This is a genomic window from Streptomyces sp. NBC_00341, assembly GCF_041435055.1.
Lineage (GTDB): Bacteria > Actinomycetota > Actinomycetes > Streptomycetales > Streptomycetaceae > Streptomyces.
Genome location: NZ_CP108002.1, coordinates 7474995 through 7493427, shown reverse-complemented (window position 1 = coordinate 7493427; position 18433 = coordinate 7474995). Strand labels below are relative to the sequence as shown.

Annotated in this window: 5 protein-coding genes; 1 reads left to right on the top strand and 4 read right to left on the bottom strand. The window is 73.0% G+C overall.

Annotated features, from left to right (window positions below):
• Window positions 1-11 precede the first annotated feature (11 nt).
• The 4 genes from OG892_RS33585 to OG892_RS33570 all read right to left on the bottom strand — a co-directional run bounded on the left by OG892_RS33585 (window position 12) and on the right by OG892_RS33570 (window position 17167).
• Window positions 12-221, bottom strand: coding sequence for an MbtH family protein (locus OG892_RS33585; protein WP_073735172.1), 210 nt, complete (start codon window positions 219-221; stop codon window positions 12-14).
• Window positions 218-14530 carry an amino acid adenylation domain-containing protein gene (locus OG892_RS33580; protein ID WP_371631053.1) on the bottom strand — a complete coding sequence of 4771 codons (14313 nt, stop codon included), beginning with the start codon at window positions 14528-14530 and terminating at the stop codon, window positions 218-220. Before OG892_RS33580 ends, OG892_RS33585 begins: the two co-directional genes overlap by 4 nt.
• A gap of 124 nt (window positions 14531-14654) precedes the next feature.
• Window positions 14655-15698 (bottom strand): iron-siderophore ABC transporter substrate-binding protein, encoded by a 1044-nt coding sequence (locus OG892_RS33575; RefSeq protein ID WP_371631052.1) that lies wholly within the window; start codon window positions 15696-15698, stop codon window positions 14655-14657.
• Window positions 15699-15817: 119 nt separating this feature from the next.
• Window positions 15818-17167, bottom strand: coding sequence for a lysine N(6)-hydroxylase/L-ornithine N(5)-oxygenase family protein (locus tag OG892_RS33570; RefSeq protein ID WP_073735169.1), 1350 nt, complete (start codon window positions 17165-17167; stop codon window positions 15818-15820).
• Between the two features lie 249 nt (window positions 17168-17416).
• Here OG892_RS33570 and OG892_RS33565 point away from each other — a divergent pair, with 249 nt between their 5' ends.
• Window positions 17417-18364, top strand: a complete 948-nt coding sequence (locus tag OG892_RS33565; protein WP_328864757.1) for a methionyl-tRNA formyltransferase — start codon at window positions 17417-17419, stop codon at window positions 18362-18364.
• Window positions 18365-18433: the final 69 nt, after the last annotated feature.

The window sequence follows — 18433 nt, the reverse complement described above, 5'->3', positions numbered from 1 at the left end:
CGTGTACGGGGTCAGCCCTGGAGTGCGACGAGGCTGGCGGGTCGCAGGTCCGTCCAGTTCGCCTCCACGTGGGCGAGGCACGCCTCACGGGTGTCCGCGCCGAAGACGGTCCGCCAGCCGGCCGGCACCTCGGCGAAGGCGGGCCACAGCGAGTGCTGGTTCTCCTCGTTGACCAGGACCAGGAAGGTGCCCTGCGGGTCCTCGAACGGGTTGGTCGTCATGCGTTGTCACTCCTCTTGGACGGTGCGGTGAACAGCTCGGACAGCGGCTGTTCCGGATGAGCTGTCGCGCGGTGCAGCAGCTCCAGGTACTGGTCGGCCAGTTGCCGGGCCTTTGCGGTGCCCAGCGGGCCGGTGGCGTGGATCAGCGCGCAGTGCACCGGGCCGTCGCCCTGCGGCTCGTAGAAACTGAGGGTCAGGTCTGCCCGGGTGACGCCGGTCGGTACGGCCGCGAGCGAGCCGATGCCGCCCTCCAGCTGTTCCGCGTCGGCCTGTTCGTGGTGGATCACCATCACCTGCGGTCCCCGGGGCGGGAGTCCGGCGGCCCGGACGACGGCGTCGAACGGGACGTCCTGCCGGTCGAGGGCGCTCAGCGTCATCTCCCGTACCCGGGTCAGCAGCTCCGTGAAGCTCGGGTCGCCCGCCGTGCCGGTGCGCAGCACCACGGTGTTGAAGAAGCAGCCGACCAGATCGCTGAGCTGCTCGTCCGTGCGTCCCGCGACCATCGTGCCGATCGGCAGATCGGTGCCCGCGCCGTGCCCGGTGAGCAGCGCGGCCAGCGCCGAGTGGAGCACCATGAACATGCTGGTGCCGGTGGCCCGCGCGAGCCGGTCCACGGCGGCGTGCAGCTCCTCGTCCAGGACGAACCCGACGTGGGATCCGGGCCGCACGGAGGTGTCCGGTCCTGCCCGGTGCGGGCCGTCGGCCGGCAGGACGATCCGGTCCGGGAGTCCGTCGAGCGTCCGGCGCCAGTAGGCGAGCTGCTGCCCGCCCCGGCTGTCCGGGTCCGCGGGGTCGCCGAGGACCTCGTGGGCCCAGTGGGCGTAGTCGGCGTAGCGGACCGGCAGCGGCTGCCAGTCGGGTGCGAGGCCCTGGGCGCGCGCCGTGTGGGCGGTGACCAGGTCGCGGAAGAGCGGGACCACCGACCATTCGTCGACGGCGAGGTAGTGCATGGTCAGCAGCAGTGCCTGGCCGCCGTCCGGTGCGGTGAGCAGATGCGCCCTGAGCGGTGCCTCCACGGCCGGATCGGGTGCCTGGCCCGCGAGTTCGGCCAGCCGTGCGTCCAGCTCCGCGCACCGTTCCACGGTCAGCGCGGGGGCCGGTGCGGGCCGCTGGTACAGGACGCCGTCCCGTTCGGTGAAGGCGGTGCGCAGCGGCTCGTGCCGGGCCACCACGTCCGCGAGGGCGGCGGCGAGGACCTCGGCGTCGAGCCCGCCCGTGGAGCGCAGCGTCAGCGCGTGGTCGACGCCCCGCGCGTCGCGGCCGGACTGCCACTGCCAGTCCTGGACGGGCGCCGCCCGCAGTTCCCCGGACCGTCGACCGGCCGGGCGCAGCGCGGGCAGGGCCGGTGCCGTGCCCTCGGAGGCCGTACCCGCGCCCTCCAGCGCGCCGGCGATACCGGCGACGGTGAGCGCGTCGAAGACGTCCCTGATGCTGAGTTCGACGCCGAACTCGGCGCGGATGCGGCCGAGCAGCCGCATCGAGGCCATGGAGTGGCCGCCGAGCGCGAAGAAGCTGTCGTGCACACCGACGTCGTCCAGCTTGAGGATCTCGCAGAACAGCGCGGCGACCCTGCTCTGGACCGGGGTGGCCGGGCGGGCGTCGCCCGTCATCGCGGACCAGTCGGGCGCGGGCAGCGCGGCGCGGTCCAGCTTGCCGTTGGGCGTGAGCGGCAGCGGCCCGTCCAGCGGTACGACCAGGGCCGGGACCATGTACTCGGGGAGCAGCCCGGCCATGTGGGCGCGCAGCTCCTGCGGCTCGGGTTCGCCGGATTCGGGCACCGCGTAGGCGATCAGCCGGACGATGTCGCCGTCCCGGTCGGGGACCACCGCGGCCTGGGCGACGCCGGGGTGCGCGGCGAGCGCCGCCTCGATCTCGCCCAGCTCGATGCGGAAGCCCCGCACCTTCACCTGGGTGTCGGCCCGGCCGAGGAAGTCGAGGTTGCCGTCGCGGCGCCGGCGGGCGCGGTCGCCGGTGCGGTACATCCGGCTGCCGGGCGCCCCGAAGGGGTCCGCGACGAACCGCTCCGAGGTGAGTGCCTCCTTGCCGAGGTAGCCGCGGGCGAGCCCGCGTCCGGCGACGTACAGCTCGCCCACCACACCCACCGGTACGGGCCGCAGCCGCTCGTCGAGCACGTAGGCGCGGGTGTTGGGGTCGGGCCGGCCGATGGGCACCCGGCCGGCCGGGCTGCCGCCGTGCTCGCGGGCGCGCCACAGCGTCGAGTTGACCGTCGCCTCTGTGAGCCCGTAGGCGCAGATCAGGTCGGCGGTGGCGCCGAAGCGGTCGAACAGGTCCGGCGGCACCGTCTCGGTGCCGACCAGCACGGTCGACCCCTCGGGCAGTTCGCAGCCGGGCGGGAGCGCGGAGACCAGGGACGGCGGCAGGATCATGTGGGTGATCCGCCGGTCCGCGAGGAAGTCGGTCAGGGCCGGCCCCGCGACCCGTGCCTCATCGGTGACGAGTACGAGACTGCCGCCGTGGCACAGCGCCATGGAGAGCTCGAAGACGAAGACGTCGAAGCCGGTGGAGGCGAACTGGAGCACCCGGCTGTCGCGGCGCAGGTTCATCCGGTCGACGGCGGTGGCCACGAGCGACGAGATGCCCTCGTGGGGCACGATCACGCCCTTGGGGCGGCCGGTCGAACCGGAGGTGTAGATGACGTACGCGGCCTGGTCCAGGCCGGCGGGCCCGGCGGGTACGGCGGCCGGGGGCGGCTCCTGAAGTGCCTCTGCGGTGTCGGGGGCGTCGAGCAGAACCACCGGTACGCCCGCCACCTCCGGGATCTTCCCGGCGACGGTCTCGGTGCCGACGATCAGGGCCGCCCCCGAGTCCTCGATCATGTAGCCGAGCCGGTCCCCGGGGTGGATCAGGTCGAGCGGCAGGAACGCGGCGCCCAGCTTCATCGCGGCGAGCACGGTGGCGATCATGTCCACGGACCGGGGAACGGCCACCCCGACCACGCTCTCGGCGCCCACTCCGTGCGCGGCGAGCAGACCGGCGATGCGGCGGGCCCGGTCGTCGAGCTGGGCGTACGTCACCGAGCGGTCCCGGTCCACCACGGCCACGGCGTCGGGCCGTTCGGTGAGCCTGCGGGCGAACAGGGCGGGCAGGGACTCCTCCTCGACCTCGCGGGCCGTGTCGTCGAAGCCCTCCAGGACGGTCCGCCGCTCCTGGCCGGAAAGGATCTCGGCCCGGGACAGCGGCTGTCCGGGAGCGGCGACGAGTGCGGCGACCAGGGTGCGCAGCCGCTCACCGATCGCCTCCGCGGTCTCCCGGTCGAACAGTTCGGTGGCGAACTCCAGCCGGCAGCCGAGCGAACCGGGACCGCCGTCCTGGGCGGTGTGCTCGGTGAAGCTGAACACCAGGTCGAACTTGGCCGAGCGAATCCTGAACGGCACGAACTCAACGCTCAGGCACGGCAGTTGGATCTCGTCCCCGGTCCGGGCGTGATAGCCCACCATCACCTGGAAGAGCGGGTTGCGGGAGAGCGAGCGCGTCGGGTTGAGGGCCTCCACGACCGACTCGAAGGGCACGTCGGCGTGGGAGAACGCCGCCAGGTCGGTGTCGCGGACCCGGGCGAGGAGTTCGGTGAAGCTGGGGTCGCCGCCGAGGTCCGTGCGCAGCACCAGGGTGTTGACGAAGAAGCCGACGAGTTCGTCCAGCGCCTCGTCGCCGCGCCCCGCGATGGGCGAGCCGAGCGGGATGTCCGTCCCGGCGCCCATCCGGTGGAGCAGCGCGGCGACGGCCGCGTGCACGACCATGAACATGCTGGCGCCGGTCTCCCGGGCGAGCCGCTTCAGTCCGGCGTGCACCGGGGCGTCGAAGGCGATGTCGAGTTCGGCTCCGGAGAACGCCGGGCGGGCGGGCCTGGGCCGGTCGGTGGGCAGTTCGAGCTCTTCCGGGGCTCCGGCCAGGGCCGTGCGCCAGTGGTCCAGCTGCCGGGCGGCCAGGCTTGATCCGTCGGCGGGGTCGCCGAGCAGCCGGTCCTGCCACAGGGCGTAGTCGGCGTACTGGACGGGCAGCGGCTCCCAGTCGGGGGCCGTGCCGCAGAGGCGGGCCGCGTAGGCGGTGGCCAGGTCGCGCAGGAACGGCCGGTCGGACCATTCGTCGGTGGTGATGTGGTGCAGGAGCAGCACGACGACGTGGTCCTCCGGCGACAGCTCCACGACGGTGGCGCGCAGCAGCAGTTCGGCGGCGAGGTCGAACGGCCGGTTGACGACGGTGTCGATGATGCCGGGCACCTCGTCCTCCGTGGCCCGGAGGTGCTCCACCACCGGGTGCGCCTGCTCGGCGGGCAGCACCCGCTGGAACACCTGGCCGTCGGAGGACGTGGAGAAGACGGTGCGCAGGGCCTCGTGCCGGGCGGTCACATCCGCGAGCGCGGTGCGCCAGGCAGCCAGGTCGAGCGGGCCGCGCAGCCGCATGGCCAGCGAGAAGTTGTACGCGGCCGAGGTGCACTCGATCTGCTGGATGACCCACAGCCGCTGCTGGGCGTGGGACAGCGGAAGCCGGTCGGGCCGCTCGCCCGCGGTCAGCGCCGGACGGGCAGCACCGCCGGTGCGGGCGGCACGGGCCACCAGTTCCGCGACGGTCGGTGCCTCGAAGAGGTCCCGGATCGCCAGTTCGGCGTCGAGCGCGGTACGGGCCCGGCTGACCAGCCGGGTGGCCAGCAGTGAGTGCCCGCCCAGATCGAAGAAGTCGCTGTCGATGTCCACGCTGCCCTCGGGCAGTCCGAGCACCTCCGCGAACAGGGCGCAGAGCGTCCCCTCGCGCGGATCGCGGGGAGCGCGGCCGGTGCCCGCGACGGCGAGGTCGGGTGCGGGCAGCGCCCTGACGTCCAGCTTGCCGTTGACGGTCAGGGGCAGCGTGTCGAGGGTGACGAGCGCGGCGGGGACCATGTAGTCGGGCAGCCGGGTCTTCACGTGGTCGCGCAGCCGCCGGGTCAGCGCGTCACCGGTCCCGGCGCCCTCCTCGGGCACGACGTAGCCGACCAGGCGCTTGGTGCCCGCCCGCTCGGAGACGACGACCGCCGCGTGTGCGACCTCGGGGTGCGTGGACAGGGCCGTGGAGATCTCGCCCAGTTCGATGCGGTAGCCGCGGATCTTCACCTGGTCGTCGGTGCGGCCGAGGAAGTCGATCAGGCCGTCCGGGCGTTGGCGCACCAGGTCGCCCGTGCGGTACATGCGCTCGCCCGGTTCGCCGAACGGGTCGGCGACGAACCGCTCGGCCGTCAGCGCGGTCCGGTCGTGGTAGCCCCGGGCCAGGCCGGTACCGGCGATGTACAGCTCGCCGGGGCTGCCGGGCGGGACGGGGCGCAGCATCGAATCGAGCACGTGGGCGCGGGTGCCCCGGATCGGTACCCCGACCGTGGAGGTCGCGCTGTCCGCGGTGGAGGCGCCGAGTGTGTTGATCGTGTACTCGGTCGGCCCGTAGAGGTTGTAGCCGTAGGTGCCCTCGGTGCGGCGCAGCCGGGTCCAGACCGGGTCGGGGACGGCCTCGCCGCCGAGCAGGACGAGCGCGGGCCGGTGCTTCCCGGCGGCCTCGTCCTGGTCGAGGAGGCCCTCCTCGATGAGGAGTTGGGCGTAGGTGGGCGTCACGTTGACCACGTCGATGCGGTGGCTGTCGCAGTACGCGACCAGCGCCTCCGCGTCGCGGCGCAGCTCCTCGTCGCAGACGTGCACCTCGTGGCCCTCGACGAGCCAGAGCAGTTCCTCCCAGGACATGTCGAAGGCGAAGGACACGGTGTGCGCGATGCGCAGCCGGCGTCCGCCCGCCGAGGCGATGGCCGGGTCGAAGATCTCCTTCTGGTGGTTGTACTGCATGTTCGTCAGCCCTCGGTACGGGGTGACGACGCCCTTGGGGCGGCCGGTCGAGCCCGAGGTGTAGATGACGTACGCGGGGTGGTCGAGGCGGCCCGGCACCCCGTGCGCGAACGCGGGACGCTCCGCGTCGGTGATCTCCTCGCCCGGCAGCGCGGCCAGTTCGGCGGCCACGGCCGGGTCGTCCAGCAGGAGTTCGGGAGCGACGGAGCCGTCCGCGTCGCGCAGGGAGGGGGCGACGGCCGTGGTGGACACCAGGCAAAGCGGCCCGGAGTCGCGCGCCATCAGGCGCAGCCGGTCCGCGGGGTGGTCCAGGTCGAGCGGCAGGTAGGCGGCTCCGGTGCGCAGTACGGCGAAGAGCGCGGCCACCATCTCGATGGAGCGCGGCAGCGCGAGCGCCACGACCTTCTCCGGACCGGCTCCCCTGGCCAGCAGCAGCCGGGCGAGCCGGTTGACGCGGGCGTCCAGCTCCGCGTAGCTGAGGGCCCGGCCGCCGAAGACGAGCGCCACCGCGTCCGGGGTGCGGGCGACCTGGGCGGCGAGCAGGTCGGCGACGGTCTCGTCGGGAACCGGTTCGCGACCGGTGCGGTGCGCGGCGGCGGTGGCGGTCCGCTCTGCGGGCAGCAGCAGGTCGAGACCGGCGGTCCGCGCCCCGGCCGGACCCGTGGGGTCGGCGTCGAGGCTCTCGGCCAGTCGGCCGAGCACCGCGGTGAAGCGGTCGAGGATGGTGGCCGCGGCCTCGGCGTCGAACAGGTCCGGCCTGGCCGCCAGGGTGATCCGCAGCCGGCTGCCCGGAGTGACGATCAGGGTGAGCGGGAAGTGCGTGCCGTCCACGTTGGACATGGCGGTGATGCCGTGCCGCCGGCGCAGTTCGGCCGCGCGGTCCTCGCCGTCGGCCGAGCGCAGGACGAACAGGGTGTCGAAGAGCCGGCGGTGTCCCGTCTCCTGCTGGAGGGCGCCGAGTCCGACGTACTCGTACGGCATGACGGCCGCGCGCTCCGACTGCATCCGGCGCAGGAGGGCGAGGAGCGGCTCGTCCGGGGCGAACGCGACGCGGGCGGGGATGGTGTTGAGGAACATCCCGATGATTCCGGCCGCGTCCGGGACGTCGGCGGGCCGTCCGGCGACGGCGGTGCCGAAGGCGACGTCGGCCCGGCCGGTCGTCGCGGAGAGCACCAGGGCCCAGGCCGCGTTCAGGACGGTGTTCAGGGTGAGCCCGTGCCGGCGGGCCGTGGCCCGCAGCAGTTCACTGGTCTCCGGGCCGAGCACGGTGTCGTGGTCCGCCGGGATGACCGGTCCCGTGTCGCGCCCGGAGGGGGCGAGCAGGGTCGGCTCGTCGAATCCGGAGAGCGACCGGCGCCAGGCCCCGAGCGCGGCCCCGGTGTCCTGCTCGTCCAGCCAGCCGAGGTAGTCGCGGTACGAACCGGGCACCGGAAGTCCGGCGGCGTCGCCGGCCCGCTCGTACAGCGTGAACAGCTCCTCCAGGAACAGCCACGCGGACCAGCCGTCCCACAGGATGAGGTGATGGGTGATCACGAGCCGGTCCCGGCCGTCCCCGAGCCGGATGAGCAGCAGCCGGCAGAGCGGGGGCGAGGACAGGTCGAAGCGGCGGCGCCGGTCGGCGGCCAGCAGCTCCCGGGTCCGGCTGTGCTGCTGCGCCACGGGCAGTCCGGAGAGGTCCTCCTCTACGAACGGGATCTCGGCGCCGTCCACGATGAACTGGACGGGGCGGGGCAGCCCGTCGGCGGTGAATCCGGCCCGCAGGCCGGTGTTGCGGGCCAGCAGCGTCCGGCAGGCGGCGCGCAGCCGGTCCGCGTCGACGCGGTGGTCGAAGTCCAGGGTCTCCTGGGAGAGGTAGACGTCGAGCGCCTCGCCCGCGTCGTAGGTGGCGTGGAAGTACATGCCCTCCTGGAGCGGGGAGAGCGGCCAGATGTCGTCGACCGGGAGCCCGGCGGTGGCGGCGACGCGCTCGTTCTCCTCCGCCGAGAGCACCAGTCCGCCGAGCGGGGCGGGCTGCTCCGGCTCCGGCGACTGCTCGGTGCCCGTGGCGGAGGTCAGCTGGGCGAGCAGGGCCCGCAGGGCGGGGTCCACGTCGGCGCCGGACTGCTCCTGGAGGGCCAGCACGGCCTGGAGGGCGGCGGCCGCCGGTCCGGCCTCGGCGGCGGTCACGGTGACGGCGTCGGCGGGGGCAGCAGCGACCGGCTCAGGGGCGGAGGAGGCGGACGGTGCAGGGTTGGCCGTCTGCGCGGCGGCGGCCAGGGCGGCCGGGGTCCGGCACTCGAACACGTCGCGGGGGCCGATCACCAGACCCCGCGCACGGGCCCGGGTGGCGACGGCGATCGAGCTGAGACTGTCGCCGCCGAGGACGAAGAAGTCGTCGTCCACGCCGGTCCCGGGTACGCCGAGCACCTCCGCGAAGATCTCGCACAGGGCGCTCTCGCGCTCGTCGCGCGGGGCCCTGCCGCCGGTCAGGGGGGCGGGCGCGGCGGACGGCAGGGCGTTCTGGTCGAGCTTGCCGCTGGGCGTCAGCGGCAGGGAGTCCAGGGCCAGGACGGTGCCCGGCACCATGGGCGCGGGCAGTACCTCCGCCAGCGCCGCGCGCAGGGCGCCGGTGTCCAGGACCGTGCCGGGTACGGGCACGGCGTAGCCGGCCAGTGCGCCGTCACGGACGATCACCGCTCCTGCGGCGACGCCCGGCAGGGCGGCCAGGGCGGCCTCGATCTCACCGAGTTCGATGCGGTTGCCCCGGACCTTGACCTGCCGGTCGGTGCGGCCGAGGTACTCGACGGCGCCGTCGGCGCGGCGCCGCACCAGGTCCCCGGTGCGGTACATGCGCTCGCCCGGTCCGCCGAAGGGGTCGGCCACGAAGCGTTCCGCGGTCGTGCCCGGCCGGTCGTGGTAGCCCCTCGCCAGTTGCACCCCGGCGAGGTACAGCTCCCCCGCCACCCCGTCGGGGACCTGGCGCAGGAACGGGTCCAGTACGTGCAGCCGGGTGTTCCAGACCGGGCGGCCGATGGGGACGGCGGGCCCGGAGCCGCCGTCGCTGTCATGGCGGTAGGCGAAGGAGGTCACGTCCACCGCGGCCTCCGTGGGCCCGTAGAGGTTGTGCAGCGGCACCGGAGCCCGCCCGGAACGCGCGGTCAGCTCAGACCAGTTGGCGGCCTGGGCCCCGGTGAGGGCCTCGCCGCTGCAGAACGCCCGCCGCAGGCTCGCCGCCCAGTCCGGGTGCTCCGTGTCGGACTCCAGGGCCTGCGTGAAAGCGGCCAGCATGGACGGGACGAAGTGCAGCGTGGTGATCCGCCGTGCCCGGATCAGCCCGGCCAGGTAGCCGGGGTCGCGGTGGCCGCCGGGGCGGGCGAGGACGACGGTCGCGCCCTCCACCAGGGGCCAGAAGAACTCCCACACGGAGACGTCGAAGGCGGCCGGGGTCTTCTGCAGGACCCGGTCGTCCGCGCCGAGCCCGTACTCCCCCTGCATCCACCCGAGCCGGTTGACGACGGCGCGGTGGGTGACGGTGACGCCCTTGGGGCGGCCGGTGGAGCCGGAGGTGTAGATCAGGTAGGCGGGGTGGTCCGGACCGGCGTGCCGTACAGAGGCCCCGGGGACACGCGCGTCCCTGTCGTCCGGCTCGTCCCGGTCGACGAGCAGCAGGTCGGTGCCGGGGACGACGGGCAGCCGCCCGGCCGCCTCCGCCGTGGTCACGACCGTACGGGTGCCGGAGTCACCGAGCACGAAGGCGACCCGCTCCGCCGGGTAGTCCAGGTCGACCGGCAGATAGGCGGCGCCGGTCTTCAGTACGCCCAGCAGCGCGACCATCAGTTCGGCGGAGCGGGGCACGGCCACCGCGATGTACTGCTCGGGGCCTGCCCCGCGCGAGCGCAGCCGCCGGGCCAGCGCCTCCGCCTGCCGGTCGAGTTCGGCGTAGGTCAGCGTGGTGTCCTCGAAGACCACGGCCGGGGCTTCGGGGGTACGGGCCGCCTGCGCGGCGAACAGCGAGGCGAGCGTGGCCTCCGGGACGGGCCGTGCGGTGGCGTTCAGCCCGGCGAGGTGCGCGTGTTCGCGTTCGGACAGCAGGCCGGTGCGGGCGACGGTGCGGCCGGGCTCTGCGACCAGGGTGCGCAGCAGTGCGGTGAAGCGGTTGGCGAGGACGGCCACGGTCACCTGGTCGAGGCGGGCCGCGTCGTGCTTGAGCCGCAGCAGCAGCCCGTCGCCGCCGGGCTCGACGACGAGCGCGAGGGGGTAGTGCACGGCATCGGTGACGTCGTTGGCGGTGATGCGCAGCGCGTCCGGGCCGTGGTCCGCGGGCGTCCGCGGGGCCGGGTGGTTCTCGAACACCACCAGGGTGTCGAAGAGTTCACCGCCGCCCGCGATCCGCTGGATGTCGGCCAGGCCGAGGTGCTGGTGGTCCAGGAGCGCCGTGTGCTCGTCCTGGACGCGGCGCAGCAGTGCGGTGAGCGACTCCTCGGGCCGCAGGGCCACCCGGGCGGGCACGGTGTTGATGAACAGGCCCACCGCGGAGTCCAGGCCCGGAACCTCGGTGGTCCGGCCGGACACGGTCGTGCCGAAGACGATGTCGTCGCTGCCGGTGAGCGCGCCGAGCAGCAGCGCCCAGGCGCCGTGCATGACGGTGCTCAGGGTGAGTCCGTGGGTGCGGGCGTACGTGGTGAGGGCCTCGGTCAGTTCCTCGGGCAGCCGGGTGTCCACCTGTTCCGGCCTGGCCGGGGCCCGCTCGCCGTCCGCCGCGGCGGCGATGGCGGAGAGCCGGGTCGGCCCCGCCAGCCCGGACAGCGCCTGCCGCCACGCCTCCCGCGCGCCGTCCCGGTCCCGGGTGGCCAGCCACGCCAGGTACGGGTGGGGGGCGGCCGGTGCGGGGAGTTCCTCGCCCCGGTAGGCGGCGGTGAGTTCGCGCAGCAGTACGGAGACGGACCAGCCGTCCGCGACGATGTGGTGCAGGGTGAGCAGCAGCCGGTGCCGGTGGCCGTCCCGTACGAGAGTGGCGCGCAGCAGCGGTGGCCGGTCCAGGTCGAAGGGCCGGGCGCGGTCGGCGCGGAGCACGTCGTCCAGGGTGGTCTCCGCGGTGTCGGCCTGCTGCCAGGGCAGGGTGACGTGGCCGGCGAGGCGCTGGACGACCTCTCCGCCGGGGAGCTGGCGGAACGAGGCGCGCAGCAACGGGTGCCGGTCCAGCAGCAGTTGGAGTGCCCCGCGCAGCCGGTCCGGGTCGACGAGCCCGTCGAGTTCCAGGAGTTCCTGGACGAGGTAGAGGTCGGCGGCGCCCGCGTCGAACGCGGCGTGGAAGAAGAAGCCCTCCTGGAGCGGGGAGACGGGCAGCGCGTCCTCGTCCAGACCGTGCGCGGGTGCCGGCGGGGCGGGCGTCGCCCCTGCGGCGCGGGCCAGGGCCTCGACGGTGCGGAGCCGGAAGACCTCGCGCGGGGTGATCGCGAGACCGGCGTCGCGGGCCCGGTTCACCAGCTGGATCGCGACGATGCTGTCGCCGCCGAGCTCGAAGAAGCTGCTCCGGACGCCCACTGCGGGTAGGTCGAGCAGTTCCGCGAACAGGGCGGCGAGCACGGTCTCGGCCGGGCCGGTGGGCGCGTCGGTCCCGCTGACCTCCGTCCAACGGGGCTCGGGCAGGGCGCGGGTGTCGAGCTTGCCGTTGGGTGTGAGCGGGAGGGGCCCGTCCAGGACGACGACGGCGGTCGGCACCATGTGGTCCGGCAGGGCGCCGGCCACCTGGGCGCGGGCGGCGGTGACGGCCGTCCCGGTGGTGGTGGCGTCGTCGCCGTCCCCGACGAGGTAGGCGACGAGGCGCTTGACGCCCCGGTGGTCGTCGCGGACCAGGACGGCGGCCTGGGCGATCCCGGGGGCGGCCATGAAGGCGCTCTCGATCTCGCCCGGCTCGATCCGGTGTCCGCGGATCTTGATCTGGCCGTCGGCCCGGCCCAGGAACTCCAGATTGCCGTCGGCCCCCCAGCGGACCCGGTCGCCGGTGCGGTACATCCGGGTGCCGGGCTCGCCGTACGGGTCGGCGACGAAGCGTTCCGAGGTCAGGGCGGCCCGGCCCAGGTAGCCGCGGGCGAGGCCGCGCCCGGCGACGTACAGCTCGCCCTCGACGCCCACCGGCACCGGCCGCAGTGCGGAGTCCAGGACGTAGGTGCGGGTGTTGGGGTCGGGCCGGCCGATGGGGGTGGGGCCCGGCCGTCCGGAACGGGCGAGCCACAGCGTGGAGTTGACGCTGGCCTCGGTCAGTCCGTACGCGACGACGACCTGGAGCCGCCCGGCCCAGCGGGCGATCAGCTCGCTCGGGACGGCTTCGGTGCCGACGACGAGGACGGCGCCCTCGGGCAGTTCGCACTCCGGCGGCAGCGCGGAGACGAGCGACGGGGGCAGGATCATGTGGGTGGCGCGGTGGCGGGCGATGTAGTCGGTGAGGGCGGGTCCGGCGACCCGCCGCTCTGCGGGGACGACGATGATCCGGCCGCCGACGCACAGCGACATGATCAGGTCCCAGACCGTCACGTCGAAGCCGACGGAGGCGAACTGCACGACGCGGCTCTCCGAGGTGACGCCGATCCGTTCCGTGGCCGTGGCGATGAGGCTGCCGACGCCGTCGTGGGTGACGATCACGCCCTTGGGGCGGCCGGTGGAGCCGGAGGTGTAGATGACGTAGGCGGCCTGGTCCAGGACGACCGGGACGCCCGGCTCCGTGCTGTCCTGGGCGGCCAGGGCGGCGGCGGTCTCCGGGTCGTCGAGCAGCAGGTGGCCGGCGTCCGACGCCGGGAGGTGGGGCGCGAGGTCCCGGACGGTGAGCACGGTGGTGGCCCCCGCGTCGGCCAGCATGTAGGCGGTCCGGTCCCGGGGGTGGTCGGCGTCCAGCGGGAGGTAGGCGGCGCCGGCCTTCATCACGGCGAGCAGCGCCACCACGAGTTCGGGTGAGCGCGGGAGGGCCACGGCGACGACGTCGGCGGCGCCCACGCCGCGGGAGGCCAGCAGCCGGGCGAGCCGGTTGGCGGCGGCGTCGAGTCCGGCGTAGCTGAGTTCGCGGTCCTCGCAGACGAGCGCGACGGCCTCCGGTGTGCGGCGGACCTGTGCTTCGAAGGCGGCGGGCCAGGAAAGTTCGGCCACTTCGCACGGGGAGACGGCCAGCTCGCCGAGCAGTCGCTCGCGTTCGGCGCCGGAGGTCAGCTCGATCCGGCCCACCGGCCGCTGCGGGTGGTCGATGAGGGCGCTGAGCACGGTGCGGAAGCGGCGTTCGTGGTCGTGGAGGGTGTCCGCGTCGCAGAGGTCCGCGTCCGCGTCGAGGTGGACGGTGACGGCGTGGCCGTCGCGGCTCTCGGAGAAGGCGAACGCCAGGTCGCTGACCGGTCCGAGCCAATCGGGGCGGAGTTCGGTCCGCAGCCCGTCGAAGCCGAACTCCTCGCCCCTGGGCAGGATGTTGACGGTGGGTCCGACGAGCTCGCGGACCCCGTCGACCAGTCCGAGGTCCCTGGCCAGGTGCTCGGCGCGGTGGCGTCCGTGCGCGGCCGCCTCCGAGATCCCCCGGCGCACGTCCGCGACAAGGTCCGCGCCCGTGGTGCCGGGGCGGACGGTCAGCCGCAGCGGGACGACGTTGGAGACCATGCCCGGGACGACGGCGGACACGGGGTCCTGGCGGGCGGCGACCGGCAGCCCGAGGACCAGGTCCTGTTCGCCGGTGGCCCGGTGCAGATACGCGGCGACAGCCGCGACCAGCAGCCGGGAGGGCCGGACCCCGGCGTTCCCGGCGGCGGTGCGCAGCCGCTCGGCGTCCTGACCGGTGAGTTCGACGGTGCGCCGCAGCCGCCGGGCCGTCAGGGAGTGGCCGCGTTCGACGAGGCGTACGGGCTCAGCCCGGCCGGTCAGGTGCTCCTGCCACCAGGCGCGGTCCGCCTCGTGCCGCGCGGAGGCGCGGTACGCCCGGTCGGCGTCCACCAGCCGGGCGAGGGACAGGTCGGGGCGGGCGGGGGCCCTCGTGCCCAGGGTGTAGAGCTCTCCGGCCCGGCGGTTGAGCAGCGTCACGCCCATGCCGTCGAGCACGATGTGGTGGTAGCGCTGGTACCAGCGGACATGGTCGTCCGCGAGCCGCAGCAGTGCCTGGGCGAAGAGCGGTGCCCGGTCCAGGGGGGCGGGCCGTTCGCGTTCGGCCGTGGCCCAGTCGGCGGCGGCCGCCCCGGGGTCCGGGGCGTCGCGCAGGTCGACGACGGGCACCTCGAAGGGGACGGTCGCGGCGCTCTGGCGCGGGCCGCCGTCGCCGTCACCGGGGGCGAACTCGACGTGCAGGCAGTCGGCTTCCGTGACGGCCTGCCGGACGGCGGCGGCGAGCCTGCCGAGATCGGTGGAGCCGCGCAGGTCCAGGGCGAAGACGATGTTGTAGGCGGAGCTGTCCGGCTCGATCTGCTGGGCCGGCCAGATCCCGGCCTGCCCGCCGGTCATGGGGATTCCGGATGCGGATGTGCGGTCCGACTCGGCGTCAAACATCGTACGAAATGGCCTTTCCCTGATGATGTACGGCAAGGAGAGGACGTCCCGTCCGATGGCGTGCCGGGCCGGCACGCCATCGGACGGGCACCCCTGTGCGGTCCTGCTGAGGTGGGGCGGTGCGCTACTTGACGGCGGTCAGCAGCGGCACGATCTGGTCGATCGCGTAGGGGATCGAGAGGACCGTGTTGAAGGAGAACGCGGCGCCGACGTCCGGGTCCTGGTAGGGCACGAACAGATCGCGCTTGTCCTTGCTCACCTTGAGGTTCTTGTAGAGCGGCTCGGCCTTGATCCGGTCGTTGGCGTCGGTGCTGGAGGTCACCCAGACCAGGCGGTCGACGTCGAGCACGTTCAGCTTCTCCGAGCTGAGCTCTGCGGCGTTCCAGCCCGGCTTGGCCAGCTTGTCGATCCCCGGCTTCAGCTTGAAGCCCAGCTCGGAGAAGAAGATGGACTTGGGGTCGGTCTTCGTGAACGCCGAGTACTTCCCCGCCTCGAAGCTGTCTGCCACGGCGAGGGTCTTGGTGGCGAACTCGGGGTGCTCGTCGCGGACCTTCTTGAAGTCGGCGTCGATGCCGGTGATCAGCTTCTCGGCCTGCGCCTTCTTGCCGAGCGACGCGCCGATCTGCCGGGTCATCACCTGCCAGGAGGCTCCGTAGTCGGGCAGGTCCTTGGGCTGGGCGACGACCTTGGTGAACTTGGAGAGGGTGTCGTACTGCTCCTTCTTCATCCCCGAGTACTGGGCGATGACCAGGTCCGGCTTGAGTGCGGCGATCTTCTCCATGTTGTACTCGTCGCGCTCACCGACGATGTCCGGCGTGTCGGAGCCCCACTTGGCCTTGGTCCAGGGCCACTTGCCGTACGGCTTCTCCTTGAACCAGTCCACGGAGCCGACGGGCTTGATACCGAGCGCGAGGACCGCGTCCTGGTCCGAGAGGCCGAGGGTGACGATCCGCTTGGGCTCCGAGTCGATCGTCGTGCTGCCGTACTTGTGCTGGACCGTCACCGGGAAGGCACCGGACTTCGCGCCCGCCTCTGCCGAGGCGCTGGACGGTGCCTTGTCGTTGCCGCCCCCACAGGCGGCCAGAGCGACGGCGGCGACGGCCGCGACTGCCACTCGGGGTGCGAATCTGACGAGCCGCGTCAGTGCGGGGCGTGTACCAGTGGACACGGATGTTCCTTTCAAGGGGTTTTCACTGTGCGTGCCCGGCCCGCCGCGTACTGCCGTACGAGCGGCGGGCGGGGCGAGATGTGGGGGGCGGACCGATGACGGGCCGGGAACGGGGGTGATCAGGGCGCGGCGACGCCGCCGGCGAGCGGGCGGGGCCCGTCCGAGGCGCTCTTCAGGCCGCGCTCGACGATCGAGTCGAGGATCTCGCCGACCCTGATCGCGGTGTTGGACAGCAGCGAGGAGGTGATGCCGTGGGTGTGCTCGGTGCCGCCCTGGAGGTAGATGCCGCAGCGCAGTTCGTCGTCCGTCGCGATGCGGTAGTCACGCTCGACCCGGACCCGGCCCTCCCCGTCGCGGTGGCAGTGGCGTGCGACGTCACCGAGGAGGCTCAGGGGCTCGACGGGGCTGTAGCCGGTGGCGAGGACCACGACATCGGCCTCCAGCGTGCTCTCCTCGCCGCTGACCAGGGAGGTGACGGTGGCGCGGACCTTGTCCCCGGCCTCCTCCACGCCGGTCAGCCGGGAGATGTTGATGAAGCGCAGCCGCTCCGTGCCGAGCACCTTCTCCTGGTACGCCTGGCGGTACAGGTCGTCGATCAGGTCGATGTCCACCACGGAGTAGTTGGTGTTGCCGTGGTAGCCCATCAGCTTGCGCTTGACGTCGTCCGGGGCGGTGAAGTACTCGTCGACCGCCTCCGGGTCGAAGATCCGGTTGGCGAAGCTGCTGTCGTCGGCCGGGCTGTAGCCGTAGCGGGAGAAGACCGCGCACACCTCGGCGCGCGGGAAGCGGCGGTGGAGGTAGGCGACGTTCTCCGCGGCGCTCTGTCCGGCGCCGACCACGACGAACCGGGCGGGCTCCGTGCCCTCCAGCGCGTCGACCTTGGCCAGCAGGTCGGAGTTGTGCCAGACCCGGTCGGTGCGCTCGACGCCCTCCGGCATCAGCGGGCGCAGCCCGGTGCCGACGACGAGGTTGCGGGCGCGGTGGACCACCGTCTCGGTGCCGGAGCGGGCCGTCACATCGACGTACTCCACCACCCCGTCGCGCAGGACGGGTTCGACCGAGATCACGTCGTGGCCGTAACTGACCATGTCGTCGACCTTCGCGGCGGCCCACTCGAAGTAGTCGTGGAACTCCACGCGGAGCGGGAAGAGGTTCTTGCCGTTGACGAAGTCGATCAGCCGGCCCCTGCTCTGCAGGTAGCGCAGGAAGGTGTATTCGCTGGACGGATCCCGCAGCGTCACCAGATCCTTGAGGAACGACACCTGCATCGTCGCGTCGTCGATCAGCATGCCGCGGTGCCAGCCGAAGGCGGGCTGGCGCTCGAAGAAGTGTGCCGTGACCGCCTCCTGCCTGCCCACTCGCGCGTTGTGCTCGCTGAGCGCGATCGCCAGGGCCACATTGGACGGCCCGAAGCCGATTCCTATGAGGTCGTGGATCAGAGGTGCGTCGCCAGGATCAACCTGTGACATGTCACTCCCATCGTGCGGGACAGCCGCCTGTCAGGCGTGGACGAAAAGAACGGGACGCGGGCACACCGAGAGCGGCAGCCAGTCGAACTTAGGTAAAGCTAACCTGACTTCAGCGACTCTGTCGACCAGACAAAACCGGACTAATCACCAAGTGCCCTACCTAACACGCCAGAAAACAGGGCCCGTTGCGCCATTAGGTAAGGCTTGCTTTACTTGACGTCGATCAGTCGCTCACCTGAGGAGGAACCCATGCGGGTCGCCATGTTCGGTTACCAGACCTGGGGCCACCGCACCCTGCGAGCCCTCCTGGAGTCCGAGCACGACGTGGTGACAGTCGTGACGCATCCCAAGAGCGAGCACGCGTACGAGAAGATCTGGAGCGATTCCGTAGCGGACCTGGCCGAGGAGCACGGCGTCCCGGTGATCATCCGCAACCGGCCCGACGACGAGGAGCTGTTCCGGCTGCTCCAGGAGGCCGCTCCGGACATCATCGTCGCCAACAACTGGCGCACCTGGATCCCGCCGCGCATCTACGACCTGCCCCCGCACGGCACGCTGAACGTCCACGACTCGCTGCTGCCGAAGTACGCCGGGTTCTCGCCGCTGATCTGGGCGCTCATCAACGGTGAGACCGAAGTCGGCGTCACGGCCCACATGATGGACGAGGTGCTCGACGCCGGCGACATCGTGGACCAGCGCGCGGTGAAGGTCGAGCCCGGCGACACCTCCGTGGACCTGTTCCACAAGACCGTCGACCTGATCGCCCCGGTCACCATCGGCGCGCTGGACCGGATCGCCTCCGGGGAGACGGAGTTCACCCGGCAGGACCGCTCGCAGGCGACGTTCTTCCACAAGCGCGCGGAGGAGGACATCCGCATCAACTGGGACTGGCCCGCCGAGGTGCTGGACCGGCTGGTCCGCGCCCAGACGTCGCCGTACCCGAACGCCTTCACCTTCCACCGCGGCAAGCGGCTGGAGGTGGTGTCCGCCGTCGTGTCGGAGGGCCGGTACGGCGGCACGCCCGGCCGCGTCTTCTACCGCGAGGGCGAGGGAGTCGTGATCGTCGCCGGCGCCGACGCGCGCACGGGCCTCAACCACGGTCTCGCCATCACCCGGGTGCGTACGGAGGACGGCCGGGAGCTGCCCGCGACCGAGTACTTCACCTCCATGGGCGGATACCTCACCAGCCGCCCCTGAGCGCTGCGGGGCTCCCGCCGGCCGGAGCCCCGGCGTGCTTGCCGGCGGGAGCAGTTCATGGCCATGGCG

Excerpts from the sequence above, each read along its gene's own strand:
- OG892_RS33585 (WP_073735172.1), bottom strand. The coding sequence starts at position 221 with ATGACGACCAACCCGTTCGAGGACCCGCAGGGCACCTTCCTGGTCCTG.
- OG892_RS33580 (WP_371631053.1), bottom strand. The coding sequence starts at position 14,530 with ATGTTTGACGCCGAGTCGGACCGCACATCCGCATCCGGAATCCCCATG.
- OG892_RS33570 (WP_073735169.1), bottom strand. The coding sequence starts at position 17,167 with ATGTCACAGGTTGATCCTGGCGACGCACCTCTGATCCACGACCTCATA.
- OG892_RS33565 (WP_328864757.1), top strand. The coding sequence starts at position 17,417 with ATGCGGGTCGCCATGTTCGGTTACCAGACCTGGGGCCACCGCACCCTG.